14 protein-coding genes and 1 tRNA gene are annotated in these 14156 nt (G+C 66.0%); 4 read left to right on the top strand and 11 right to left on the bottom strand.

What is annotated here, in order from left to right; translation table 11 throughout:
- Positions 1-13 precede the first annotated feature (13 nt).
- Genes OCH7691_RS17590 through OCH7691_RS17610 form a run of 5 tightly spaced genes read right to left on the bottom strand, consistent with a single transcriptional unit; the run spans position 14 to position 4535 of the window.
- A complete protein-coding gene (locus OCH7691_RS17590; RefSeq protein ID WP_085884889.1) occupies positions 14-793 on the bottom strand; it encodes an HpcH/HpaI aldolase family protein in 780 nt (259 codons plus the stop codon).
- An 8-nt stretch (positions 794-801) separates the two neighbouring features.
- On the bottom strand, positions 802-1608 hold the full coding sequence (locus OCH7691_RS17595) for a phytanoyl-CoA dioxygenase family protein (RefSeq protein ID WP_085884890.1): 807 nt from the start codon (positions 1606-1608) through the stop codon (positions 802-804).
- Positions 1609-1652: 44 nt separating this feature from the next.
- A complete protein-coding gene (locus OCH7691_RS17600; protein WP_085884891.1) occupies positions 1653-2957 on the bottom strand; it encodes a TRAP transporter large permease in 1305 nt (434 codons plus the stop codon).
- A gap of 18 nt (positions 2958-2975) precedes the next feature.
- Positions 2976-3434, bottom strand: coding sequence for a TRAP transporter small permease subunit (locus tag OCH7691_RS17605; protein ID WP_085884892.1), 459 nt, complete (start codon positions 3432-3434; stop codon positions 2976-2978).
- Between the two features lie 51 nt (positions 3435-3485).
- Positions 3486-4535 (bottom strand): TRAP transporter substrate-binding protein, encoded by a 1050-nt coding sequence (locus tag OCH7691_RS17610; protein ID WP_176245143.1) that lies wholly within the window; start codon positions 4533-4535, stop codon positions 3486-3488.
- 192 nt (positions 4536-4727) lie between these two features.
- Here OCH7691_RS17610 and OCH7691_RS17615 point away from each other — a divergent pair, with 192 nt between their 5' ends.
- Positions 4728-5855 (top strand): helix-turn-helix transcriptional regulator, encoded by a 1128-nt coding sequence (locus OCH7691_RS17615; RefSeq protein ID WP_139839766.1) that lies wholly within the window; start codon positions 4728-4730, stop codon positions 5853-5855.
- Between the two features lie 127 nt (positions 5856-5982).
- On the opposite strand, the gene OCH7691_RS17620 is transcribed toward OCH7691_RS17615, so the two are convergent.
- Positions 5983-6057, bottom strand: a tRNA-Glu gene (locus OCH7691_RS17620).
- A 166-nt stretch (positions 6058-6223) separates the two neighbouring features.
- On the opposite strand from OCH7691_RS17620, the gene OCH7691_RS17625 reads away from it, so the two are divergent.
- A complete protein-coding gene (locus OCH7691_RS17625) occupies positions 6224-7573 on the top strand; it encodes a class I SAM-dependent methyltransferase (protein WP_085884895.1) in 1350 nt (449 codons plus the stop codon).
- On the opposite strand, the gene OCH7691_RS17630 is transcribed toward OCH7691_RS17625, so the two are convergent.
- From OCH7691_RS17630 to OCH7691_RS17640, 3 genes are read right to left on the bottom strand one after another with little or no spacing between them, the layout of a single operon-like run.
- Positions 7564-8607, bottom strand: a complete 1044-nt coding sequence (locus tag OCH7691_RS17630) for a threonine aldolase family protein (RefSeq protein ID WP_085884896.1) — start codon at positions 8605-8607, stop codon at positions 7564-7566. The genes OCH7691_RS17625 and OCH7691_RS17630 overlap by 10 nt on opposite strands.
- A 35-nt stretch (positions 8608-8642) precedes the next feature.
- Positions 8643-9077, bottom strand: a complete 435-nt coding sequence (locus OCH7691_RS17635) for a M67 family metallopeptidase (RefSeq protein WP_085884897.1) — start codon at positions 9075-9077, stop codon at positions 8643-8645.
- Between the two features lie 4 nt (positions 9078-9081).
- Positions 9082-9447: a hypothetical protein gene (locus tag OCH7691_RS17640; protein ID WP_139839767.1), complete on the bottom strand. Its 366-nt coding sequence runs from the start codon at positions 9445-9447 to the stop codon at positions 9082-9084.
- A 20-nt stretch (positions 9448-9467) separates the two neighbouring features.
- On the opposite strand from OCH7691_RS17640, the gene OCH7691_RS17645 reads away from it, so the two are divergent.
- On the top strand, positions 9468-10454 hold the full coding sequence (locus tag OCH7691_RS17645; RefSeq protein WP_139839768.1) for an RluA family pseudouridine synthase: 987 nt from the start codon (positions 9468-9470) through the stop codon (positions 10452-10454).
- A gap of 138 nt (positions 10455-10592) precedes the next feature.
- Positions 10593-11483 carry an RNA polymerase sigma factor RpoH gene (gene rpoH, locus OCH7691_RS17650; RefSeq protein ID WP_085884900.1) on the top strand — a complete coding sequence of 297 codons (891 nt, stop codon included), beginning with the start codon at positions 10593-10595 and terminating at the stop codon, positions 11481-11483.
- Positions 11484-11520: 37 nt separating this feature from the next.
- Here the strand turns inward: rpoH and OCH7691_RS17655 are convergent, their stop codons facing one another.
- Positions 11521-12000 (bottom strand): hypothetical protein, encoded by a 480-nt coding sequence (locus OCH7691_RS17655; protein WP_085884901.1) that lies wholly within the window; start codon positions 11998-12000, stop codon positions 11521-11523.
- A 9-nt stretch (positions 12001-12009) separates the two neighbouring features.
- The gene (locus OCH7691_RS17660) at positions 12010-14073 is read right to left on the bottom strand and encodes a serine/threonine-protein kinase (protein ID WP_085884902.1); all 2064 of its coding nucleotides are present in this window, start codon (positions 14071-14073) and stop codon (positions 12010-12012) included.
- Between the last annotated feature and the right edge of the window lie 83 nt (positions 14074-14156).

The following is a 14156-nucleotide window of genomic DNA, read 5'->3' on the forward strand; positions in this document are numbered from 1 at the left end:
GACAACAGCCGGGTCAGCTGCCAGCCTTTCCCCGCAGCTGCCCTATTCCGTCGCTGAGGCCGTTCGCGAGCAGGCCGATGTCGTAGGAATAGGACACCATGTTGAAGCCCTGTCGCATCCAGTCCCGCGCGATCTCGACCGTGGGCGCCATGCAGGCCGCGAACTTCCCGTGCGCCTTGCAGGCAGCGAGCAGCGACTGGACCGCCGCGTCGATCCTCGGATGATCGACCTGCCCGGGGATCCCGAGCGAGAGCGAAAGGTCGAACTGGCCGAGATGGGCGCCGTGTATGCCGTCGACCGACATGATCTCGTCAACGTTGGCGACCCCCTTTTCCGTTTCGATCATCGCGAGCACGATGGTTCGGTCCTCGGCGATCCGCATTTTCTCCGCGACGTCACCCGGCGCGTAGTCGTCATGCGCGCCGCCGAACATGGCACCGCGCACGCCGCGCGGCGCATAGCGCGTCCAGGAGACGATTTCTTCGGCCTCGGCGCGGGATTCGACCATCGGCAGCATCAGTCCCATCGCGCCGAGATCGAGCAGGCGCGAGACGAACTGGTACTGCTTGCCCGGCGGCCTGACGATCGGGACCAGCCCGAGACCCCGGCCATAGGCGAACTGGCGCTTCATCTCTTCCATCGAGATGCCGCTGTGTTCCATGTCGTAGAGCGCGAACTCGGCGCCGGCGGCGCTCAGGATTGCCGGCAGGCCGGGCGATACCAGTTCGAAAACCATCGTTCCGAAGGCGGTTTCGCCGCGCTGCAGCTTCTGCTTGACGGGATTGTCTCTCATTTCTTCCTCTATTTGGCCGCGTTGTCCCGATAGCGAAGCAGGCAGTCCTCGCCGAGCGGCAGAATCGGGGAAAAGTCGCGCGCCGCCAGGTATTCCGGCCTCTTGAAGCTACGCCCGCAATTATCGACGGAACAGACGTTGAGATAGAGGATCACCCGGCGCAGCGGCGTGATGTTGACGGTCGAGCCATGCACCACGTTCATGTTCATGAACAACACCGATCCGGCCGGCCCGGTGATCGCTTCCAGGCCCTGCTCCCGGACCAGCCGTTCCAGTGTCTCCAGCGGAATGTCGTAGCGATACTTCGCCGCCGCCGAATGGTCCTCGGCATCGCGGTTTACCCGTGCCTCCTGGACGATACCGATCTTCTGCGTCCGCGGCACCAGCATCAGCGGCGCGTTGCAGGCGGTGACCTCGTCCAGAAGGATCGAGATCATCAGCCCGTCGGGTTCCGGCACGCCGTCGACACGATTGTAGGTGCCGAAGTCCTGGTGCCAGTCGACGATGGCGCCGCCCATCTGCTTCACGTTGACCCGTGACTGGTGGACGTAGATCTGCTTGCCGAGAAGCTGCTCCGCAGGCCCCACCAGTCCGGGGTGCCGGGAAAGCGTGCCGAAACGCTCATCCAGCAGATGCATCCCGTAAACGACATGCGGCTTGCCGTCCTTCTCCCGCATGACTTCGGGGCCATCGTGCCGGCCCAGGTCTTTCACCGCGGCATCGAGAACCTCGAGCTCCGGCGCGCTCAGGACCCCGGGAACGAGGACGTAGCCCTTGTCCCGGTACTCCGCGATCTGTTCCTCTGTGAGATGCATGCGTATCAGCTCCTGTTGGGATTTCCGGAGGCGCTCGTTCGGTGTCAGCGACCCACGAACCAGAGTGCCAGGGGCGGCCAGAACAGCAGCACCCCGAGCGCGACTGCCTGCAAGGCGATGAAAGGGGCGAGACCGGCGAAGATCTCCTGCAGCGTGATGTCCGGTGGCGCGACACTCTTCAGAAAGAATGCCGCCGGGCCGAACGGCGGACTCAGGTAAGCCATCTGGACGTTGACGCAGAACAGGACGCCGAACCACACGGGGTCGAACCCCAGCTGGCTGACCAGCGGCACGAAGATCGGCATCGTCAGCAGGCAGATGCCGATCCAGTCCATCACCATGCCGAGCGCAAAGACGATCAACATCATCACCGCGATGATGCCGAGCGGGCCGATGGGCAGGTTCGTCATGAGGTCGCCGACGAAGCGGGTTCCACCGATCAGGCCGTAGACGCCGATCAGGGCGCTGGCGCCGAAGGTCAGCCAGAGGATCGTGCCGCAGACGCGCATCGTCTGCTTCAGGCTGTCGATCAGCAGACCGGAAGTCAGTGCCCGACGCACCGCGGCGCAGACCATCGCGCCCGCGACGCCGACGGCGGCCGCTTCGCTGACCGAGGCGATCCCCATGTAGATGCTGCCCAGCACGACGCCGACCACGCCGAGCGGCAGGACCAGCCCCTTCAGGTGGACGATCTTCTCGCGGAAGCTGAGCGTGGAGCCGATGTCGGATGGCGGGCCGAGCGAGGGGTTCAGCGTACAGCGCACCCAAATGTAGCCGAGATAGAGAAACGCGAGCAGCAGACCCGGTCCGATCGCCGCGAGGAAAAGATCCCCGATGGAAACGCTCGCAGTCAGACCGTAGATGATCAGCACGAGCGATGGCGGGATCATCGTGCCGAGCGATCCGCCGGCGCAGATCGTGCCAATGGCGAGTTTCCGGTCGTACTTGAGGCGCAGCATCTGGGGCAGCGCGACCATCCCGAGCAGCATGATCTCGCCGCCGACGATGCCGGTCATGGCCGCCATGACGACGGCGGCGATCATGGTCTGCAATGCCACGCCGCCTTTGAGCCGCCCGGACCAGACATGCATGGCGTCGTACAATTCCTGCGCCACCCCGGCCTTTTCCAGGATCGCCGCCATCAGCACGAACATCGGCACCGCGACCAGCGCGTAGCTGTCGACCGTCGTGTAGATCCGGCTGGCAATGAGCGGCAGCGCGTTCGGACCGAAGGTCAGGAGGGCCGTGACCACGGCAACCGAGCCGGTCACGAATACCAGCGGCACGCCCAGCATCATGAAGATGACGATCGCCCCGCCCATGAGGGCTGTTATCGTGCCGAGATCCATCTGCCGGAACTGCCCTGTCTAACGGGGTTTGTTGCGTTGCTGCACCAGGAGCAGCACCGCCATGAGGGCCGCGATGACAACGATCAGCGGCTTCAGGATCGCCGGGGTCGGCGAATTGAAGGCGGTCCGCGTGCTGTGCCAGTTGGAGAGCGCCTCCCAGGCGTGCGACCAGCCGCCCCAGACGATCGCCAGCAGGAAGACCAGTCCGAGCAACAGGCTGAGAAGATCAACCGCCCGCCGCGCCGAGGGCGGCAGGCGGTCTCTCAGAACGGTGACCTGGATATGCTCGTTTCGCGCCAAGGCATAGAGGCCGCTCACGACGAAACAGCAGGCGCTGAGCAGCACCGTGAGTTCATGCACCCAGGATGTCGGCGCATCGAAACCGTAGCGAAGCGCGACCTCGTAAACCGAAATGATCACGGCGACGAGGAACAGCGGCGACATCCATTCGCCAAGCATTTCCGCGAAGCGCGTCAACGGGTCGCTTTTTCGATTCGCATCCAAGGCGGTAACTCTGGTGCCGCCCGGTTACGACAGCAGGCCGATCTGTTTCAGGAACGTGGTCTGGCTGTCGACGATCTTTCTCGCCATCGGCGAATCCGCCGCGAGTTCCTGCCAGATATCCGACGCGGCCTCGCGGAACTTCCGGCGCTCTTCCATCGGCCAGTCGATCAGTTCCAGCCCGCGATCCTTCGCGGTCTGCGCGATCTTCTGATCCTCGATCATCAGTCGCTGATACATGTCACGGCCGAAATCGCGCGTCGCGACGACAAGGATCGACTTGAGATCGTCCGGCAGAGCGTTCCAGCGATCCATGTTGACCACGATGTCGGTCGCCGGCATCGAGTGGAAGCCCGGATAGAGCGCGTAAGGCGCGACCTTTTCGAAGCCCAGGTCGACGTTCATCGAGAGAGTGCCCCAGTCCGTCGCGTCGAGGACGCCGCGTTCGAGCGAGGTATAGACCTCGCCGCCCGGCAGGTTGACCGGGGCGCCGCCGAAATGCTGCAGGATCTTGCTCACGGCACCGGTCGGGGCCCGCATCTTGACGCCCTTCAGATCGCTGACGCCGCGGATCGGGACCTTGCTCGGGATCGATTCCATGCCGTGCCAGACGAGGCCCGCATGATAGGTGCCATGCGCCGCGTAGAGCTCCCGGGCCAGTTCCTTGCCGCCGCCATACTCGTACCAGGCCTGCATCTGGTCCGGGCGCTCGTAGGCACCCGCCAGATCGCCGAGCATCACGAAGGCGATGTCCTTCTGGGCGACATATCCGCCGCCACCGTTCTGGCCGTCGAGGATGCCGTTCTGAACCGCGTCGTAGAGTTCCAGGGCGCCGACGACGGAGCCGCCCGCCAGCGGCTCGATCGTCAGGCGTCCGCCACTCATCTCGCCGACGTTCGTGCAGAATGCCTTGAAGATCTCCATGTTGATGGAGCCGGCGGCCCAGAGGGTCTGGAAACGCCAGCTGAACTGGGCCTCCGCCTTCGCCGAGCCGGCCCCGAGGCCGAGCGCGATCGGCGCTGCGCCACTGGCGATCATGAAGCGGCGGCGACCCTTGGAAACAGATTTCTCAGTCAATGTCATCCCTCCCTGGAGTTTTTTTGTTTCTGGCTGGCGGGTCTCGGACCCGCGCCGGAGCCGAGGGACTCTAGCGGCTCCCTGAAAGGCCGGCATCACCCGAACGGGTTACCCACGAGCGCGCGGCCTTGTGCGGACCTCCTGATTGCCCCATGCTCGGCTGTTCTCAGTGTTCATGAGGAGACCGCCATCGTGCAGTTGCCCGACCGCCTGGTGGAGCGCATCTACGATGCCAGCGTCTTGGACGCCGCTTGGTCGGACGTTGTGCCCGCGATAGCGGACCTCTGTGGCGCACGCAGCGCCGTCATCCTGGTCAATGACAGGGTTACGGGAGAATTGTCCTTCGCCGACGAGTTCGGCGTCGGAACCGAGTATCGCCGCGCCTATCTCCAGGACCTCCGGCAGGACGACCTGCGTCTCGACGACCTCGTCCAGCAGCCGCTCGGAACCGTGCGAACCGACACGATGATTCCCCGCTATGCCGCCTACCGGCAGAGCCGGGCCTATCGCGAACTGTACAAGAAGCTGGGCACGGAGCATGCCCTCGGTGCCTTCATTTTCAGCGACGGCCGTCGATCCTATGGCCTGCGGGTTTTCCGCTCCGAGAATGAAGGCGCGTTCGGCAGCGCCGAGATCGAGCGCTACCAGGGGCTTCTCCCGCACCTGGCGCGGGTCTTCCGGATCCGCAGCCTTCACCAGCGCGAGCGTGACCTTGCCTCGCGGTTGCAACACGTTCTGGATGTCCTGCCCTGGGGCATCTGCCTGGTCGACGAGGACGGTGCCCTTGCCGCCCATAACGGCATCGCGAAGGAACTGCTCTTCAATGCGGAGCGGCCGCTGGCGACGAAGGTCCGCCGCCTCGCCGGCGAGGCACTGTCCGAGTGGCGGGTATCGGGCCGGCAGCGCCAGGTTTCGGTTCTGCGCGTCGACGGAAGAAACGATCAGGACGAGACCGCGCGGCTGCATGTCCTGATCGAGGTGATCCCGGAGAATTCGACCTGGACAGGAAACGCGGAACCCCTGGTCATGGTGGTGCTCGCCACGCCGGCGCCGGATGCCGAGCGCCAGGCGGAGAACCTTGCCGCGCTTTACGACCTGACCTGCCGCGAACGGGCGGTCGCCCGGCATCTCCTGTCGGGTCAGCGCATTGCCGCGACCGCGGAACTGCTGGACATCGCCTTCGAGACGGCCCGCAGCCATCTTCGGAGCATCTTCGCGAAGACCGGGGTTTCGCGGCAGACCGACCTGGTGCGTATCGGGCTGAGCACGCCGGCGATAGCCGGATCGCGGCCACCGGAAAGCGACCTGATCGATCACTAGTCGATGGCCAGGCCGGGCCATCGCCAATGACCGGCTCGGCCCGCCTGTCCAGCAGTCGGCGGTCGTGATTGCGTCTATTGAAGGATCGGGCAGCGGGCCTCGGCCCCGGCATGACCCGAAAGATCGATGGCGTCCCCTAGGGGAATCGAACCCCTGTTTCCGCCGTGAGAGGGCGATGTCCTGACCGCTAGACGAAGGGGACGCGGTCGAGGCGCTGTAGATAGCGACAATCGGCGATCGGATCAAGGGGTTTCCGACAGCCTCGCGGGCCTTCACCCGCTGCGACCGGCCGGATTGTCCGGAGCCGCTTGCGCCTTTCGCCGGGCGACCCGACAATCGGCCGTTGTCGCCGACCTGGGGGATCCCTTATGCCGTCTGCCGCGAACGACCGCGCGCTCGCCGATGGGCGCCGCCTGCTCCGCCACCTGGCGGCGCGAATCGACTTTCCCGTGGCGTTCCGGCTCTGGGACGAAAGCGTGATCCCGTTCGACGGAACGGCATCCGGCGCCGATACGGGCGCCGCAGGAGAGCCTCGCCATGTCGTCCGGATCGCCGGGCCGGACGTCTTCCGCGCGCTTATTCGCCGGCCGGGACTGGAGACCCTGTTCCGGCTCTATGCGACGGGCCGGATCGACATCGAGGGCCGCGACCTGATCGGCCTGTTCCGCGCCGGCCAGTCCTGGAAACGCGGCCGGCCCTCGCCCGGGAGCCTGATCCGCGGCCTGCCGCTCGGGGCAACCCTCCGCCTCGCCCTCGGCGGCCGGAGCGACGCGGGACCCGCCGCCGGCCATGTCTATGAAGGCGAGGAAACCGGGCGCGACGCGGCCCGACGCGACAACAGCCGCTTCATCCAGTTCCATTACGATGTAAGCAACGATTTCTACCGGCTCTTCCTCGATCCGGAGATGCTCTATTCCTGCGCCTATTTCCACGACTGGTCCGAGCCGCTCGAGCAGGCGCAGAAGAACAAGCTCGACATGATCTGCCGCAAGCTCCGCCTGCGGCCGGGCGAGCGTTTCCTCGACATCGGCTGCGGCTGGGGCGCGCTGATCTGCCACGCCGCGACCCATTACGGGGTCACCGCCCACGGCGTCACGCTGAGCGAGGCGCAGTTCGAGCATGCCCGGGCGAAGATCGATCGGCTCGGCCTCGCCGACCGGGTAACGGTCGAGCTCCGCGATTACGCGACCCTTGACGGCGAATGGGACAAGATCGCCTCGATCGGCATGTACGAGCATGTCGGGATCGCCAACTACCCGGCCTATTTCAAGAAGCTCCAGCACCTGCTGCGCGACCGTGGCATCCTGCTCAACCACGGCATCACCCGGCGCGCCAAGCGCAAGCCGAAGACCTTCCGGCGGATCAGCCAGGGCCGGCGGATCATTCTCCGCTACATCTTCCCCGGCTCGGACCTCGACCATATCGGCAATACGCTGGACGTCATGGAGACCGCCGGCTTCGAGATCCACGACGTGGAAGGCTGGCGGGAACATTACGCGCTCACCTGCCAGCACTGGTATGAACGGCTCACCGACAATGCCGACGCGGCGATCGACGAGATCGGGGCGGAACGCTACCGGATGTGGCTCGCCTACCTCGCGGGCGTCTCGGTCGGTTTCGAGGCGGGGCCGCTCCGCATCTTCCAGGTCGTCGCCAGCAGCCAGGCGCGCAAGGGACCGTCGGAACTGCCGCCCACCCGGGCCGACCTCTACGCCTGAACGCCGGCGTGGGCGCGGGCCGAGGCAATGAGCGCGGCGACGCTCTCCGCCTCGCTGTTCCAGGCGGTGACAAGACGGACCACCGGCGCCTCGGCGGTCCCCATCACGTAGAAACGGAAGCCGTCCGCCTGCAGGCCCGCGATCACCGGCCCGGGCATCGCGAGGAACAGCTCGTTGGCCTCGACCGGCTGGAGCAGTTCGACACCCGGTATCGCGCCGAGGCCGTCGGCCAGCCGCGCCGCCATGGCGTTCGCGTGCCGGGCGTTGCGGAGCCAGAGATCGTCGGTCACATAGGCGCGGAGCTGCGCCGAGATATAGCGCATCTTTGAATAGAGCTGGCCGGCCCGCTTGCGCCGGAAGGCGAAATCGCCGGCCTTCCCAGGATCGAAGAAGATCACCGCCTCGGCGGCCATGGCGCCGTTCTTCGTCGCGCCGAACGACAGCACGTCCACGCCGGCTTTCCAGGTGAGGTCCGCGGCGCTGCAATTCTGCGCCGCGACGGCATTCGCGAAGCGCGCGCCATCCATGTGCAACGGCAACCCGGCTGCCTTCGCGACGCCGGCAATGGCGGCAATCTCGTCGGCACTGTAGACCGTGCCGAGTTCGGTCGCCTGGGTGATGCTGACCGCCGCCGGCTGGACGTGGTGGACGACACCGGCCCCGGCATTGGCGATCCGCGCTGCGAGGGCCGCCGGGTCGAGCTTGCCGCGCGGGCTCGGCAACGGCACGATCTTGGCGCCGCCGGTGAAGAATTCCGGTCCGCCGCATTCATCGACGTCGATGTGGGCGTCCTCCTGGCAATAGATCGCGCCATAGGGCGGCACCAGCACCGAGAGTGCCAGCGCGTTGGCGACCCCGCCGGTCCCGACCGGGAAGGCCAGGACCTCGCGCTCGAACAGCTCCGAACAGAGGCGGGAAAAGGCCTGCGTCTCCTCGTCGTCGCCGTAGCCCATCGCGTTGCCGTGATTGGCGCGGGCCAGCGCCTCCATGATTTCCGGGCAGACGGGGGCGGTATTGTCGCTGGCGAAATTCACGGCACGTGCTCTCTGCTGGTTCCTGTTCGGCATTATCAGGCGGCGGCGCCCTCGGCAATGATCAGCGGCATCGGCGCGAAGCCGCCGCGCCGGTCGGGCCGGAAGGCGTTTGCGGCGATCATCTGGCCATCGAGAATGCCGGCAATCAGCCAGACCAGGTCCGGTTCGAAGATGTTGGCTGCGTCGGTCGCCGAGGGAAAGGCCCACCCGTCCGGATGGCTATGCCAGGCGCCGACCACCGCCGGTCCGCCCTGGCGATGCTGGCGTTCGAGACCGATGCGCAGGCCCGGATCCACCTCGAAGCCGCGCACCGGGTCGTCCGCCAGGTTGGCGCTCGGCTCGACCGCGGTAACCCAGCGGGCGCCGCCCGGCCCCTTCCGTCCGACCAGCAGGCCGCAGGACTCCTCGGGCCACGCCGCCTCGCAGTTGTCGGCGATCCGCTTCATCAGTTCCGGCGGAATCACCAGCATCGGTTCAGTCTCCGGCCGATGGTACGAGCGTGACGATGCCGAGCCGCCGCCCGTTTGCCAGATCGAGCAGCCAGAGCTCGCTCCGGCCGTCCGCCAGCGCGATCGTCAGCACCAGCCTGCCGCCACCGACCGCGCTATCGACCAGCCGGGCGCCCGCCGGTAGATCGAGCAGTGGCGCGGTGAACGGCGTCCCCGGCGCGACCGGCGCGGGCTCGGCGGCGACGGTCGGCGCGGCGTCTCCGGCGGTCATCTGCGACATCCGCTTGTAGACGGTGACGATCACCACGCCGAGGGAAACCACGATCAGCGCGCCGAGAACGATGACGATCGTCTTGAGCAGGCGTATGTTCCCGGTCAATGGTTGTGTCATTGCCTCATCCCGAAGCGCCCATGGAAGTGCTGGAAACCGAATACCGTATCGCCGTCGCCGAAAGCGAGGCCGGCGACAGGCTCGACCGTGTCCTTGCGGCGCATCTCCCCGATCTCTCGCGCACCCGGGTGAAGGCACTGATCGAGGCGGAGAAGGTCCGCTCAGGCGCGCAGACGATAGCCGAGCCCTCCTACCGGGTCAAACCGCAGCAGATCTTCATACTCGCGGTTCCGGTGGCGGTCGATGCCGAGCCTGCGGCGCAGGAAATCCCGCTCGACATCGTCCACGAGGACGACGATCTGGTCATCGTCGACAAGCCGCCCGGGCTGGTCGTTCATCCGGCGCCGGGCAACGCCGACCGGACCCTTGTGAATGCCCTGATCCATCATTGCGGCAGCAGCCTCAGCGGCATCGGCGGGGTGCGCCGGCCGGGCATCGTGCACCGCATCGACAAGGACACTTCCGGCCTGCTCATCGTCGCCAAGAACGACATGGCCCATGCGGCCCTGGCGAAGCAATTCGCCGCGCACAGCCTCGAACGGCATTACCGCGCCATCGTCTGGGGCGTGCCGAGATCATCCAGCGGCGAGATCCGGGGCAATATCGGCCGCGATCCGCGCCACCGAAAACGCATGGCCGTGGTCGCCGACGGCGGCAAGGCGGCGATCACCCATTACCGGGTGCTCGAGCGCTTCGGCGAGCTCGCCAGCCTCGTCGAATGCCGGCTGGAGACAGGGCGGACGCACCAGATCCGCGTCCACATGACGCATATCGGCCATCCGCTGGTCGGCGATAGTCTCTACGGGCGCAATCGACGCGGCAGGCAATCCGCGTCCGATGCATCAATGCGCGAGGCACTGAACGCGTTTCCGCGCCAGGCGCTGCACGCCGCGAGCCTTGGAATCATCCATCCCAGAACCGGCAAGACCTTGAAATACCTCGCAGAAATACCAAATGACATGAAGACGCTCCTGGTAGTGCTGCGGAACGAGACGATGCGACCGTAAATTCGTCACAATCCTTTCGCTCAATCGTCAACATGGAACCATCGGGGGCGAAAAGCGGTTATCCGCAAGGCAGACACGCCGAAAGACCCGTCAACTGCGAGACTCTCGCCGCTACCGGCCATTCGAGGGGAATTTGAGATGAGCACACCCAATTTGCCGTCCCTGACGCCGGAGGGAAGTCTTTCCCGCTATCTCCAGGAAATCCGCAAGTTCCCGATGCTGGAACCGGATCAGGAATACATGCTCGCCAAGAGCTGGGTCGAGCATGGCGACACCGACGCCGCGCACCAGCTCGTGACCAGTCACCTGCGGCTGGTCGCGAAGATCGCCATGGGCTACCGCGGCTACGGCCTTCCGGTCGGCGAACTGATCGCCGAAGGCAACGTCGGCATGATGCAGGCGGTCAAGCGCTTCGATCCGGAACGCGGCTTCCGCCTCGCCACCTACGCGATGTGGTGGATTCGCGCCGCCATCCAGGAATATATCCTGCGCTCGTGGTCGCTGGTGAAGATCGGCACGACGGCGGCGCAGAAGAAGCTGTTCTTCAACCTTCGCAAGGTCAAGGGCCAGATCCAGGCCATCGAGGAGGGTGATCTTTCACCGCAGCAGGTGGAGACCATCGCGACCCGGCTTTCCGTGAGCGAAGACGACGTCATCAGCATGAACCGCCGCATGGCGGCTCCCGACCACAGCCTGAACGCCCCGATGCGCATCGATGGCGACGGCGAATGGCAGGACTGGCTGGAGGACGACACCCCGAGCCAGGAGACGGTTTATGCCGAACGCGAGGAGCTCGACAACCGCCGGCGCCTGCTGCATCAGGCGATGGAAGGGCTCAACGACCGTGAAAAGCACATCCTGGTCGAGCGCCGGCTCCGTGACGAACCGAAAACGCTCGAGGAACTGAGCCAGGAATACGACATCAGTCGCGAACGCGTGCGCCAGATCGAGGTGCGCGCCTTCGAGAAGCTGCAGAAGTCGATGAAGACCAAGGCGCTCGACGAGCGGCTGGGCGGCGGTCCGGCCTGACCGGAACCGAAGCGCCCGGATAAGGGAAGAGCGGCGCCTATTGGCGCCGCGGTTCCTCGATAACGCGGTTTCCCCATTCCGCGACCAGGGCGGCCTTGCGCTTTTCCAGGACGGCCAGTTCGTGACGATAGCGGACACCCAGAACGGTGGCCGCGACATGCGGCATGAACCACATCAGGAACATCGCCAGCCCCGCGCCGCCGAGCATCAGCGCCCACATGAAGGGGTCTGCGAGCATGATCGACGCGGTCGGCACCGAATGGCCGCGCGCCCAGAGAATCCCGAGAACCGGCAGGACGCCCGCCAGATTAAGCGAGAACATCGTCGCCAGCGCGCCGGAGGCACGGCGCGGCGCGGTGAAGAACAGGATGATCGTCGGCAACATGCCGCAGATCAGTATCATCACGCTCGGCAGCGCGACGAACGACAGCATGATCAGCATGATGCCGATCAGGCACGCCAGCAGGACCGGTGAGCCCCCGCCGCCCGCTGCTTTCGCCGCCGCCTTCTTAGCCATCGACCTCTCCTATGTCAGAAAGACGAAGAGCGTGCCCGCGGCGCTCGCCATCATCGCGATGAAGGCGGCGGACGAGGCCAGCCAGTCAGAGAGATCCTGGGTCGCGATGCTTTCCCGGGCCGGACGCGCGGCGAGCACCCGGCAACGCCGGTCGATCTGTCCGTAATACGCCACGGCGTCCTCGAACTCCGCCCGGTCGATCCGCAGCTGCGCCGCCAGGTCGAGGCTGTCGTGCATGCGCGAAAGGTCCCCCTTCTCGGCCAGCGCGTCGATCTTGGCGACCAGCACCTCGCGCCGCGCCGTGGAGAAGATTTCGCTCATCTGGGAACGCAGCATCGCGGCAACGGCGCGGCTCAGCCCCGGCAGCGACTTCGCGTGGAAATGGTGCTGCAGGGTCGCGAGCAAGGACAGCACGGCGACCGCCCATTGGATATCGGTCGGTTGCCGGCTGCCGATCTCCTTCAGCACGCCATCGACATTCTCGACCCGGCTGGCGATGAAGGCCGCGACATGGCGATCGAAGATTCGCGATTTCTGGGAGATCTGGCTCGCCCGGACATCGAGTGCCGCGAGCAGTTCCCCGATCGTGCCCACATAGGCGTTGTCCAGAGTCGGACTGAGGCAGGGCAGGTCCGGATTGAGCTCGTAGAGAACGCGCTCCATGCCCTTTCCGTATTGCGTTGCGTCGTTCACGAAATGAGCGATCCGCACTGCGATCGGCTCGGTGATCGAGGTCCGCTCGGACTTGATCCGCTTCGCCTCGTGGGTGATCCATTCCCTCAGCAGCGGCCCCGCCAGAAACTCGGCGATGGTCGCAACCCGGGCGCCGTCGCCGGAACCCACCGCATCGACGATCGCGGCCGGAAGTCCGCCGCGGGCCAGTCGCAGGCCGCGATACCAGATCGGCCCGTCCGGATCGAGCGCGAGCGCTGTCCGTGACACCAGCATCGCCTCCAGCGCCGCCGGGCGGCCGCTCGACGCGCCGCCCCGCGCGACCGCTTCGGCAATCTCTACGGCCATGCGCTGGTCGCCGAGCGAGTTCCTAATCCAGCTCTCCAGCTTGCCGCTGGCGATGAAGCGCGCCGCCTTCGCCGGACTCTCGGTCAGGGCGACGGCCAGCGCGCGCGGGTGGACATGATCCTCGCCGGCGAACTGGCAGGGACTGGGGGCATGACGGTCACCGGCATGGACCACGGCCTCCTCGAGAAAGCCCTCGGTCCAGCGCTTGACGCGCTCGGCTGTCCAGCGACGCTCGATACTGTCGGACAGCAGGCCGGCAATCAGCACCCGCTTCCGGCTCGAACAACGCAGATTCCGTGTCAGGGCCTTGCAGGAACCCTCGCTCAGCCGGCGCCGGGTCGTGATCGTCGCCGCCTCGTCCGCGAAGGGTGTCTCGCCGCCCAGAATCGCGACGACCAGCACGCCGAGCGCGTAGAGATCGGCTTCACGGTTCGTCCAGCCGCGGGCAAACGGTTCGGCGATTGCCGATTCCACCTGTTCGTAGACGCTGTGACTGAGCGCTCCGGGTGGCGCGCTGACACATTCGCCGAGCACGATTCCCTCGGCCTTGTCGTTGCCGAAGAAGACATTGTCGAGCGAGATCGCCCGATGGGCGAAGCCGCGCTCGGCGAGGCCCGACAGCGCCTCCGCGATACGCGGAAGGAGCACGTTCGCCAGGAACTTCTCGAGATGATCGGGCTTCAGCGCCGAGAGATGCTCGCGAAGCGGCGGGCCCGGCCGATCGAAGATCAGGACACGCCGTGAGATACCCTTGACGCCGCTGCCGACCGGGCCGTCGGCAACCGGGCACAACAGGCTGGGAACGGGCTGCCGGATAAGCTTCGCGATCAGCGTCTTGCGGCAGGGTGTCGCCCGGTCGAGCGAAAGCGCGAAGAGCGGGCGGCCCGCATTGTCCCTGTCATGGGCGCGAAAGGCGCGGGCGCGGCCGCGGTCATAGGCCGGCAGCGGTGCGTTGAAATCGACACGATAGCGATCGCCGATGGTACCGGCGGGCAAGCCGGTATCCGCGTCGTCTTCCGCTATCTCGTCCTCGAATTCGGCAATTGCCGCCATCGACGCAGGTGCTCACCGGACCCAGTGGAGAAATCCCGTCCGGAAATAACACCATATGGAGCGTTAATACGCGGTAAAGCCCC

Source organism: Oceanibacterium hippocampi (assembly GCF_900172325.1).
In the GTDB taxonomy this organism is placed as follows: domain Bacteria; phylum Pseudomonadota; class Alphaproteobacteria; order Sneathiellales; family Sneathiellaceae; genus Oceanibacterium; species Oceanibacterium hippocampi.